Annotated in this window: 13 protein-coding genes; 6 read left to right on the top strand and 7 right to left on the bottom strand. The window is 67.5% G+C overall.

Going from position 1 to position 9,696, the window contains the following annotated elements; all coding sequences use genetic code 11:
* The first annotated feature begins 161 nt into the window (after positions 1 to 161).
* The 3 genes from IRT45_RS35460 to IRT45_RS35450 all read left to right on the top strand — a co-directional run bounded on the left by IRT45_RS35460 (position 162) and on the right by IRT45_RS35450 (position 2,036).
* Positions 162 to 530 (top strand): hypothetical protein, encoded by a 369-nt coding sequence (locus tag IRT45_RS35460; protein ID WP_194810129.1) that lies wholly within the window; start codon positions 162 to 164, stop codon positions 528 to 530.
* Positions 527 to 1,618 (top strand): hypothetical protein, encoded by a 1,092-nt coding sequence (locus IRT45_RS35455; RefSeq protein WP_194810128.1) that lies wholly within the window; start codon positions 527 to 529, stop codon positions 1,616 to 1,618. Before IRT45_RS35460 ends, IRT45_RS35455 begins: the two co-directional genes overlap by 4 nt.
* A gap of 115 nt (positions 1,619 to 1,733) precedes the next feature.
* A complete protein-coding gene (locus tag IRT45_RS35450) occupies positions 1,734 to 2,036 on the top strand; it encodes a hypothetical protein (protein ID WP_194810127.1) in 303 nt (100 codons plus the stop codon).
* Here the strand turns inward: IRT45_RS35450 and IRT45_RS35445 are convergent.
* The gene (locus IRT45_RS35445) at positions 2,026 to 3,252 is read right to left on the bottom strand and encodes a helix-turn-helix domain-containing protein (RefSeq protein ID WP_194810130.1); all 1,227 of its coding nucleotides are present in this window, start codon (positions 3,250 to 3,252) and stop codon (positions 2,026 to 2,028) included. The two genes, IRT45_RS35450 and IRT45_RS35445, sit on opposite strands and share 11 nt — an antisense overlap.
* A gap of 291 nt (positions 3,253 to 3,543) precedes the next feature.
* On the opposite strand from IRT45_RS35445, the gene IRT45_RS35440 reads away from it, so the two are divergent.
* From IRT45_RS35440 to IRT45_RS35430, 3 genes are all read left to right on the top strand, one after another.
* Positions 3,544 to 3,858, top strand: coding sequence for a hypothetical protein (locus IRT45_RS35440; protein ID WP_194810126.1), 315 nt, complete (start codon positions 3,544 to 3,546; stop codon positions 3,856 to 3,858).
* Positions 3,855 to 4,211, top strand: a complete 357-nt coding sequence (locus IRT45_RS35435) for a hypothetical protein (protein ID WP_194810125.1) — start codon at positions 3,855 to 3,857, stop codon at positions 4,209 to 4,211. Before IRT45_RS35440 ends, IRT45_RS35435 begins: the two co-directional genes overlap by 4 nt.
* Before the next feature lie 142 nt (positions 4,212 to 4,353).
* Positions 4,354 to 5,133, top strand: coding sequence for an SAM-dependent methyltransferase (locus IRT45_RS35430; protein ID WP_194810124.1), 780 nt, complete (start codon positions 4,354 to 4,356; stop codon positions 5,131 to 5,133).
* A gap of 87 nt (positions 5,134 to 5,220) precedes the next feature.
* On the opposite strand, the gene IRT45_RS35425 is transcribed toward IRT45_RS35430, so the two are convergent.
* The 6 genes from IRT45_RS35425 to IRT45_RS35400 form a co-directional block, all read right to left on the bottom strand.
* On the bottom strand, positions 5,221 to 6,489 hold the full coding sequence (locus IRT45_RS35425; RefSeq protein WP_194810123.1) for an SGNH/GDSL hydrolase family protein: 1,269 nt from the start codon (positions 6,487 to 6,489) through the stop codon (positions 5,221 to 5,223).
* The gene (locus tag IRT45_RS35420) at positions 6,489 to 7,283 is read right to left on the bottom strand and encodes a hypothetical protein (protein ID WP_194810122.1); all 795 of its coding nucleotides are present in this window, start codon (positions 7,281 to 7,283) and stop codon (positions 6,489 to 6,491) included. Before IRT45_RS35420 ends, IRT45_RS35425 begins: the two co-directional genes overlap by 1 nt.
* Positions 7,283 to 7,720: a hypothetical protein gene (locus IRT45_RS35415; RefSeq protein WP_194810121.1), complete on the bottom strand. Its 438-nt coding sequence runs from the start codon at positions 7,718 to 7,720 to the stop codon at positions 7,283 to 7,285. Before IRT45_RS35415 ends, IRT45_RS35420 begins: the two co-directional genes overlap by 1 nt.
* Positions 7,721 to 7,756: 36 nt before the next feature.
* Positions 7,757 to 8,173 (bottom strand): hypothetical protein, encoded by a 417-nt coding sequence (locus IRT45_RS35410; RefSeq protein ID WP_194810120.1) that lies wholly within the window; start codon positions 8,171 to 8,173, stop codon positions 7,757 to 7,759.
* Positions 8,174 to 8,188: 15 nt separating this feature from the next.
* Entirely contained in the window at positions 8,189 to 9,319 is a 1,131-nt protein-coding gene (locus IRT45_RS35405) for a hypothetical protein (RefSeq protein WP_194810119.1), read from the bottom strand.
* A 107-nt stretch (positions 9,320 to 9,426) separates the two neighbouring features.
* The coding region (locus tag IRT45_RS35400; protein ID WP_228535962.1) for a hypothetical protein at positions 9,427 to 9,696 on the bottom strand (270 nt) is incomplete at its 5' end.

Raw genomic sequence — 9,696 nt, 5'->3', positions numbered from 1 at the left:
GGAGCTAAGGGGACTCGAACCCCTTCAAATTCCCTGGTTTTTAGCTCCTGACCTGCGTCTCAGTGAATCTCGCGATTATTTGACGCCGCGCCGCGACCTGCGGGTTTCCACTCAGATGTTGATGGCATCAACAGCCGTCAACCCGAACGGAAGCCGCGTAGATGACTGCTGTCGAGCCCGCCCGCACACCGCTCACGATCGACGATTACGAACTCGATAAGGCACTCGATGCCGCCGCCACCGCGTACACGAATGCCCTCGCCCCGGACCTTCCCCCGCTCGCCTGGTCCCACCGATACGAGTCCGGCCGCCGCAGACCTGTGCTCAGCGGCCAGGTCGCGTACTTCACCTATCCCGGTCGCTTCGTCGAGGTCGCGCAGCAGTGGGCCGAGCGGCTCGGCCTGGCCGAGAGTGAGGACACTCTTCCGGGGCAGCGGATGTGGTTCGGCGCTGCGCTCGGCCGCTTCGGAGATGTCCGCGTGTGGTGCATCGTCGACCGCGCGGCATGGGACCGGGCGGGCGAACGATGATCGCACGAGTCATCGCCTCCATTGCGGCGGCTTCGGTCCTGCTGTGCACCGGTGCTAGATGGGCCCTCGCCGACGAACTTTCCTGCGGTACTGGATCCTCGTGTCGCGCGGTGGCGCTGCATCCCTCACCCGTCGCCGCTCCGGCTGGCGCTCATGTGGTCGGCCGGATAGACACCGCACTCACCGATCACGGCCGCACGATCATGGTCTCGGCGTGGTACCCGGCGGCCGAGAGCGGAGAGCCCGCGCCGTACGTTCCGGCGACCGGTCCTGCAGCGCAGGCACAGATCGCGGCCCGTGCCGCGGAGTGGATGCACGCCCCGGCGGCTGCGGCGGCGATGATCGGGGCGCAGGCCGCAGCGACCGAGGGCGCGCCGGTTGATGGTGACCGGCTGCCGATTGTGGTGGTCTCCCCGGGCATGGGAACGCCGCGGTTCATTCTGTCGGGTCTCGCTGCCGAACTCGCGAGCCGCGGTTATGCGGTCGTGGCCATCGACCACACCAGCGAGAGCCCGGCGGTCGAACTACCCGACGGGCGAATCATCCTCGGCACCGCGCCGAACCCGGACACCGAGTACATGCGCGACCAGCTGGCCGCGCGCACCGCCGATATGCGACTCGTGCTCGACCGCCTCGTCGGGCTGCCGATCGTTGGGCCGCATATCGACCTCGACCAGGTCGCCACGCTCGGGCACAGCTACGGCGGAACGGCAGCTGTGCAATTGCTCGGCAGCGATCCGCGAGTGCGCGCCGCAGTCTCGATCGACGGGCCCGCCGGATGGGCGGGGGTCGCTGACGCCCCGACTACCGATCTGCCGGCGCTGCTGTTCGACCTGACCGGCGAATGGACCGCGAGCTGGGGGCCTTTCCGCGACGAGCGTTTCGACCACGTCGCGATGCCCGGCGGCGGCCACTACTCGGCATCGGACCTGTGCGCGCTCGGCGGAGGCGCCGACCTGTGTGGGACGGTGCCCCCGGATCGTGCGGCGGCCATCAGCCGCAGCGCGATAGTGGCATGGCTCGACCGACTGTTCCGCGGTGGCCATGAGCCGAGATACTCGGCGCCCGAATTGCACTGGCAGCCGTAGACACGCAACCGGCCCGGACCGTGATGGTCCGGGCCGGTTTTGCGATGAGCCTCTGCCAAATGCCGGGAGCGATGCTACCGACAGCCACCGACACGGCGGCGCTACCATCGCGGCCATGTCCTCGGATGCCGACGAATTCCTGCCGCGCTACATGGTGCGCGGTGTCGGCGAGGTCGATCCGGGCAAGCTGTGGCAGATCACCGGCGGCCGGTGGGCCGAGGCTCGGCCGATTGAATGCCGCAACGGGCACAACCTACTCGCCGACCGCTCGGTGATCGTCGGCTCGCAAGCATGCGCCGCGGCGCCGAATCGGTCGCATCGAACGCACGCGTGCGCCGAGTGCGGCGATGTGATCTACACACCGCCGCCCGGCCCGGACTGCCATCACACGGCATTCGATAGCCGGCCTACGCGGTGACGCCGAGACGGTTCGCCAGCGAGCGCGCCTCGCGCTCGACGATCTTGCCGCCGCGGTCGACCAGTTCGGCCGCGAGGTTGCGCGACAGCGGATGGCAGCGCATCGACTCCTCGGATACCGCGGTCGCCGTTTTCAACGCGCCGAGGGTGCCGATCCAATCTTTCTGCTGCCCATACGCCCGCGACAGTTCCAGCCACATCCGGGCCCGGCGGTCGACCGAGGGGATCGCATCGGGGTCGACGACCGATGCCGCTTCGAGCGCGCCGCCGGATTTCCGCATATCCACCTGGACAGAGACCGCCGAGATCTCGGCGTTCTCGACACCGAACAACGTCCACGGATGCGCGGTGCCGGCGGGCAGCGCCCGGGCCATGCCCATTGCCTGGTCTATGCCGCGCAGCGCGTCGCCCTCGCGGCCGAGACGGGCCGCAGTGATCGCGCTGTGCAGATGGCACGAGCCCCACAGAGCTTGCGCGTCCTGGTCGCCGTCGAGGCGCGGCTCGAGCAGTGCGATCGCGTCCTGCGTGAGCCGGTAGGCGTCTTCCTCGCGCGAGGTTGAGCGCCAGACGTTGCCCAGCACCCACGACGCCGCAGCCAGCGTGATCGGATCGTCGGCGATCTCGGCGGCCGACATGCACCGATCGGCGGCGAGCCACAGCAGCGGCGCGTCCGCGACCCATGCAAGCACCTGCTCGGACAGCGCGTACGCGCCAGAGAGCGCCGCTGCGGCGTCACGCCGTGGCTGCCCCGACAGTGTGCGCAGCGCGCGGCGGCCGTCGCGGATGAGGTCGGGCAGCATGGCACCCGCGTCAGCACGCGGCGTGGTCGAGGTATGCCACAGCCGCCAGGCGCGCTCGACGCGCGCACGTAGCTCGGTCGGGTCCACCGCGGGCGCTACCGGGGTGAGGTCGACCGATTCGATCGCCTCACGGATCGCGGGCACAACGGGATGCCCAGCGCGACGGGATACTCCGACCAACAACTCGTGCTCTCCAGTGATTTCGGTGAGGTCTCGCACAGCGAGCGCCTGCCCGATCTTGAGCAACATGTCGAGCGGCGGCACATCCTTGCGGCGGCCTTTCTCGACATCCCGTAGCCATTCCTCGGACATTCCGACGAGGCCGGCGATTACGCCGCGGGATACGCCCTTACGGACGCGGATCTCTTGAATACGGGCGCCGATGGTCTTCGCGGCGGACTCGTCAGGGATGGGCATATGAATGCACCTTCTTCGCGGATATCCGGTGGGCCCCTTCGCGATACCCCCGGCCCGTCGGCCGGGGGCAAGTGCATCCGCGAAGACGCGAATTCCAGAGTACCGGCGAGTGCGGGTCGAGGTGGTGGCAACGCGCCACCGACTGAGGTGGTGGGATTTCCACCACCTCACGAGGTGGTACGCGCCCACCAGTCGGCATAGCCGCAGGCAGCCACGCTGATTGCACGCCCCGCCGCCGGGTGCGGCAGCCTCGCCGGCGGGCGCCACTCAACCTGCACGAGAGGCGATCCCATGAATACCGACATCAAGCGCATCGCAATTGCGGTGCTGCGCATAGAGATTCGCGGCGGCAACGACGAGGCTGACATGGTCGGCCTCGCAGAGCGGCTCGGCTACCGGCTGCACGAGCAGCTCGTCGAGATCGATCCGGACCGCGAAGGGCCGCTCGTCACGGTGACCAACGCGATCCGCCATGCCGGTGCTGAGGCCGTGATCGTGCCGGACCTGCAGCACGTTGACGGGATCGATGAGCACATTCGCCAGCGTGCGCTGCTGATCACGGTCGAGGGCGAGCGCATCATGCAGCGTTCGGCGGCGGTCGCATGAGCGGCTCGACAGCGGCACTCTGGACGCTCGTCGGCGTGGCTTTGATCGCGGGCATCGTGGCCGCGATCGTGGTCGGGCGCGACGCGTTGTTCGACCGTGGCGATATGCCGACACCGGTGAACGCGCCTTCGCCATCAAGCAGCGTGCGGCAGGTCTCGCGGCCGATCTACCTGCCGCCGGTCATGCTCTCGCACGACGCGCCAGAGCAGGCGTACAGCCCGGACGTGGCGCACATCGTGACGCAGCTGCACGGCGCCTGCTCGCTGAGTGAATGCGGATGCAAGGCCGCCGCATTCGATGCACTGGTCGCCGCGGGTCGCGTGACCCGCCCCAAGCGTGAGAGCCTGCTGTGACGGGCCTGCCGCAGCGCGAGCCGAACGATTGCACGCCCACGCGACGCTTCCCCCGCCCTTCGGGCGAATACGTCGCCGCGGTTGCTGATGCGGTCAAGTGGTGGGCCGAGCGTGACCGGATCGCGCCGACGAGGGGGCGCGCATGAGCCAGCCGACCAGTGAACAGCTCCTCGACCGGCTCGCCGAATCGATAGCGACGGCGCAGTCGGCGCGGGTGCGGAGCTATCTCGAGTGGGGCAAAGACCACTACGAACTGGATCGCATTCTGGGTGAGCGGATCGTCGCGAGGTATCCGGGTGCCCGCACGGCGGTGCAGGCGAGCCGAGCGTTCCACCGCGACGCAATCGAGGCGCTCGCGCGGTCGGGCGTGCAGCAGTACCTCGACATCGGGGCTGGCTTCAACCCTTCGGTGCACCTCGTCGCGCAGCGTGAGGTGCCGGACGCGCAGGTGATCTACGTCGATCATGATCCGGTCGTGTTATGTCACGGGCGCGCGATGTCGGTCGGTGAGGGTGTGAGCTGGTTCTACGGAGATCTCAGCGATCTGGAGTCGATCATCGAGTACGCCCGGCAACGCTTCGACTTCGCCGAGCCGGTCGCGGTGTCGCTGGTCGGGGTGGTCGAGCACATTGTGAGTCAGTCCGATTCGGTGAGCTTGGTGCGCGCTCTGCTCTCGCCGCTGCCGTCTGGGTCTGTCCTCGTGCTGTGCGCGGCGACCCCCGATCACGCGGCCGAGCAGATCGACGACATTGCCCGGCTGTACGGCGAACGCGGGATACCGTATCGGCCGCGCACCCGTGAGCAGATCAGCGCGCACTTCGAGCGCCTGGCGCTCGATGAGCCGGGCATCTTCACACCGCTGATCGGCAAGGCCAGCGAGTCCGAGGTGTCGACGTACGCGGCGATCGGCCGCAAGCCCTGACCGCAGACACACGAAATCGCCCCGCCGGGAACGATTCCGGCGGGGCGATATCTGTCGGTGGGTGCTGCTATTGGGCGGCGATCCGGATCACGGCATCGCGAGCTTGAGCGCCTCGGCCAGCCGTGCTTGCCCAGCCCATGACGGGTGGATGGTGTCGGCGGTGTAGGCCGGCCACAGCGCGGTTGTGGTTGTGCCGCGGGTGGCTGCGTCGAAGTCGATCAGTCCACCGTTGAGCAGCGCGGTCGGCCGTTCCGCGAGCCAGCTGTTGAAGTCCAGCCGCACACCCTCGGGGGTGGTGCCCAGCGACCGGGCGATGACGTTGCCGATATAGATCGGCGCGGTCGACCCGATGATGGTGCGCACGTTGGTAATCGTGCTGAGAATGTCGGCCTGCAGCTGCGCGAGCGTGCGGTTGGCGTTGATGTCGTTGCTGCCCAGCGCGATTATGGCGCCGTCGTAGAAGGCGGCGCTGTGGTCGAGCCTGCTCCACGCCGCGGCTGACGAGCCCGCGAAATATACGGCCGTGATGCCCGCAATCGACATGTTCGTCACGAGCGCATTGTTCGCCGCGGCCCACTGCCACGGGTACGACCGCCACAGCGCGGTGGGAGTTTGGCTGGTGGTGCCGCGCGGTCCGGCGATCCCCTCGGTGATCGAGTCGCCGACGACGAGGTACGCGCGTCGGCGGCTGGTCGTCTCGTATTCGATCACCCAGTCGAGCGGGATCCATGCGGTCTGGTTCGTGGCCGCCGATCCCGCGATCGTCGGGTCGACCCCGGACGTGGCGTTGCTCCAGTACCAGGCGCGGCCGGCGCCGGACTGCACCGCGAGCGAGCTCGCTGCGGTCGCGCCGATGGCGAGCAAGTGCTCGACGCCGGGCTGGAACTGATCACCGGCCGCGGTCACCTTCGGCGACGTGTAGTACGAACTGTCGCCAGGGATCGCGAAGTCGGAGCCAACCACGGTGGTCGCTGTCGACCCTGCGAATGTGCCGGTCTCGCCCGCGGTGCCGGTCCCACTCGACCGCGCGTGTGTACCGAACAGAATCTTTTTGCCGGTCAGCGCCGTTTTGGTTGCGGCTGCGGGGGTGTCGTAGTTGCGGATTTTGATCCGCCACCAGTTCGTGGCCTCGGGCAGCTTGACCACGTACCGCCACGATGCCGCCGTGCCGGACGCCCACGGGTTCCCGGTAGGGGTGACCGAACCGCCGAGGCCGCCGTTGGTGTACGACAGGGTGCGGGTCACCAGCGGCCCATACAGGGCGTCGATGCCGTCCTCGATGCGGTTGAGTTCCGTTGCGTTGATCGGCGTGGCCGTGGACGGTTTGGGCTGCCAAATCTTCTTGATGAATGACACTACGGCGCTCCTGGAAAGAGGTCGTCCGACGGATACAGGTCGTCGCTCGGGTAAGGCACGAGGTCGCCGACGTCCGATGGCGGGATCATTGCCGCGGTTGCGGTCATCGGCGGCACCGTGACGGTCGCGCCGGCATGCACGGACGGGGTGAGCATCGCCGCGGTTGCGGCGGCCCCGGGGGCGGTCAGCTTCGCGCCGGCCGATATCGACGGGGTGATCGCTTCGGCGGTGCCCTGCATGATGGGGGCGGCGACGATCACGCCGCCGAACACGATGGGCGGCAGCATGTCCGCGTTCGCGGTCATCGGCGGCACGGCCACCACGGCGCCGGCGCTGATCAGTTCCGGCGGCAGCATCTCGGCGGTCGCACGCATCCGCGGCGGGTTCACGATGCCCGATGCGAGCTGTGTGCTCGGCGCCATCATCGCTGCGACCGCGGTCATCGGCGGCACAATCACGGTGGCGGGCACGATGACATCGGGCGCCAGCATCGCCGCCGCGGCGGTCATGGGCGGCGCCATGATCACGGCGCCGCCGAACACGATGGGCGGCACCATATCTGCCGTGGCCGCCATGCGCGGCACGGCGATCGTGCGACCGGCGTGCACGGTGGGCACACGCATCGCCGCCGCGGCCTCCATGACCGGGGCGAAGACATGCCCGGGCACAGTGCCGTCGAATAGCAGTTTGTCGCCGAGGTAGACCTGCACGATCGGGTGCACCACGCCGTCGGCGTCGACCCACCGCAGGAATACCGGGGCGACGCCCCGCCGATACAGTCCGGGTTCGGGCATCAGGCCGCCGTGAGCGTCGCGACGCCGGTCGAATCCCACTGCACGGTGAACGTCGACGACGTGACCGGGATATCGGAATCGAACAGGATGTAGCCGATCAGCGGGCGCGTCGAGTCGCTGGCTGGTGTCGCGTCGTACAGGACCGCGACGCGCGCGGTGAAGCTCGCCGACGCCCATTGTGCGTCGGGGCAGTCGATGACGAGCTGATTGGTCGCCGCGTTGTAAGTGATGGTCAGCGGCGACACGGTCTGGCCGCCGGCGGTGTAGCCGGTGCCGCTGATCTCGTTCGTGACCGAGCTCTTGTACTGGTGCGCGTCCTGGTCGGGCACGTACAGGCTCGAGCAGAGCATGACCTTGAACGTGTCGGTGTTGAGGTTGATTTCTTTGTTCGCCAGCGACAGCAGGAATTTGCCGTAGAACTTCGCGACGTGCGCCATTGTCGGTACTCCTTTGGTTGAAAGTTGTTGGGGTCGTTACGGATCAGGGAACACGCCGTAGAAGGTCTCGGGGTCGAGGCTGGTGAGCTCACCGAATTCCGACTGAGAGACGGCCTTGATGCGCGCGACTCCCCCGCCGTTGACGACCGCGCGGGCGACCTCCTCGGCGGGCACAGGTAGGCCGGCCTCGATCAGCGGGCCGAGCCGGACCGGGGAGTCGTAGTCGGGGATCTCGATGTCGTAGGCGCCGAGACCGATCCACACCCGGGCGGGCCCGGGGTCGAGGTCGTCGGTGGTGAACTGGCCGTCCTCGTCGGGCGGATAGCGGTGTCGGCGGGTGTTGACGATCTGTGTGCCCGCGGCGTTCTGGCGGATCGCGGTCGTTTCGAACACGATATTGTCGGGCTCGGCGAGCCCGGCGAGGTCAGTGATCTTGTCCGTGATCACGGTCATGGGTGTCTCCTCTGCTCAGGCAGCGCGATAGACGCTCAGTGCGTCCCAGGACGGCGAGTTCACGCCCGATGTGCGCTCGACTCGGGCACCGGCCCACGAATCAGCCACGGGCACTGCGCCATTGAGATCGGCCATCAGCACGGTCTGTCCCCCGATCTCGATCCACGCGTGCTGCGCGTCGCAGCTGAATGCGGCCGGCTGAGTGCCGTCGAGAGTGATCGGGGTGTTCTGGTAATCGAGCATGGTCGGGTTCGTCAGCCCGCCCGTGAAGCGGGCGAGGTAGATCGCGCCCGAGTAGTAGTTCGCGGCCAGCCCGGTCGAGCCGTCGGCGGAAACGCGCAGCAGCAGACTCGAATCGGCGGTGCCGTTCGGAGCCGACCCGAATACCCCTTCGACACGTTGGCGGCCGTCGGTGGCGCCGGTGTCGGAGACGAGACCGCGGCTGCCGTTCGTTGTTCCGGTGCTCGACCACTTGCCGCCGACGATGCCGGCCGCGGTCCCGTACTGAGTCCATCCACCGTTCACCGCGCCATCGGCGCGGCTGAAATCGTCGCTGTGCTGCAACGCCCAATCCGCGGCGACCATAGTGGGGAAATCCGATTTGCGGTCGTACAGGATAAAATTGCGAATGTAGGCGGGGTTCGTGGTTTGGTTGAGCAGGTTGATCCCGCGGCGCAGCAGACCGGTTTTGTATTGCGCGGGCAGCCAATACGCGAAATACAGCGTGTTGTTGATGTAGACGCGGACGAACCGATCGCGCTCGACCCACATCGCGATGCGATACCAGTTGTTGTTGATCAGTCCGTTGATGCTGCCGGACTGCGCGAGCGTGTCGATTGTCGCGACATTCCGGTACACGATCACGCGTAGGTTCTGGGTCGTGCTCGCGACGTCACGCCACACCGCGATCATCGGCACTTCGGTCAGGTCGGAGAACCCGACCTTTGTCCACGAACTCGACAACGCCATCGCGAAGAACTGCTGCTGAATGATGTTGCCGTCGATCCGGATCTCGAATTCGCATCCGTAATTCGGTGTGAACGGCATCATTTCGTAGCTGACCCCGCCCACTTGGAACGGTGTCGCCAACGCGTCGGCAATAACGAGTTGGTTGTTGACCAACTGGACGGGGCGGTTCGAGTTCACGCGGGCCCACGGTTTCTGCACCGGATTCTCGTCGGGCCGTGCGTGAAGACTGTCGAGGTCGCGCCAACCTGCCCATGCCAACGGCCAGTGCCGCCGCAGATACGTGCTCACGCGCTGGTGAGGCCCGCCGGGGTGGGGGTTTCGTCGACCGCGCCGGAGATCGTGCCGCCGAGCTGCGCCATGTGCTGATAGATCTTGATCAGGGCGCCGCGGTTGCCGCGCAGCCCGACCGGATCGTCGGCCGCCAGCAAGGGGCGCAACGCCTCGGGGTCTTCGTTGAACCGCCGGATCGCGGCATCGAACAGCGGCAGTGCGTCCTCGACCGGTGTCATATCGAACAGTCCGTCGAGCGTAGCCACGCCGAACGCTGCGGCCCA

Source organism: Nocardia sp. BSTN01 (genome assembly GCF_015354405.1).
In the GTDB taxonomy this organism is placed as follows: Bacteria; Actinomycetota; Actinomycetes; order Mycobacteriales; family Mycobacteriaceae; genus Nocardia.
The sequence above is the reverse complement of the archived record's forward strand: the minus strand, read 5'-3'. Positions and strand labels throughout refer to the sequence as shown.

Excerpts from the sequence above, each read along its gene's own strand:
- IRT45_RS35440 (WP_194810126.1), top strand. The coding sequence starts at position 3,544 with ATGAATACCGACATCAAGCGCATCGCAATTGCGGTGCTGCGCATAGAG.
- IRT45_RS35420 (WP_194810122.1), bottom strand. The coding sequence starts at position 7,283 with ATGCCCGAACCCGGACTGTATCGGCGGGGCGTCGCCCCGGTATTCCTG.
- IRT45_RS35455 (WP_194810128.1), top strand. The coding sequence starts at position 527 with ATGATCGCACGAGTCATCGCCTCCATTGCGGCGGCTTCGGTCCTGCTG.
- IRT45_RS35415 (WP_194810121.1), bottom strand. The coding sequence starts at position 7,720 with ATGGCGCACGTCGCGAAGTTCTACGGCAAATTCCTGCTGTCGCTGGCG.
- IRT45_RS35460 (WP_194810129.1), top strand. The coding sequence starts at position 162 with ATGACTGCTGTCGAGCCCGCCCGCACACCGCTCACGATCGACGATTAC.
- IRT45_RS35430 (WP_194810124.1), top strand. The coding sequence starts at position 4,354 with ATGAGCCAGCCGACCAGTGAACAGCTCCTCGACCGGCTCGCCGAATCG.
- IRT45_RS35435 (WP_194810125.1), top strand. The coding sequence starts at position 3,855 with ATGAGCGGCTCGACAGCGGCACTCTGGACGCTCGTCGGCGTGGCTTTG.
- IRT45_RS35445 (WP_194810130.1), bottom strand. The coding sequence starts at position 3,252 with ATGCCCATCCCTGACGAGTCCGCCGCGAAGACCATCGGCGCCCGTATT.
- IRT45_RS35410 (WP_194810120.1), bottom strand. The coding sequence starts at position 8,173 with ATGACCGTGATCACGGACAAGATCACTGACCTCGCCGGGCTCGCCGAG.
- IRT45_RS35450 (WP_194810127.1), top strand. The coding sequence starts at position 1,734 with ATGTCCTCGGATGCCGACGAATTCCTGCCGCGCTACATGGTGCGCGGT.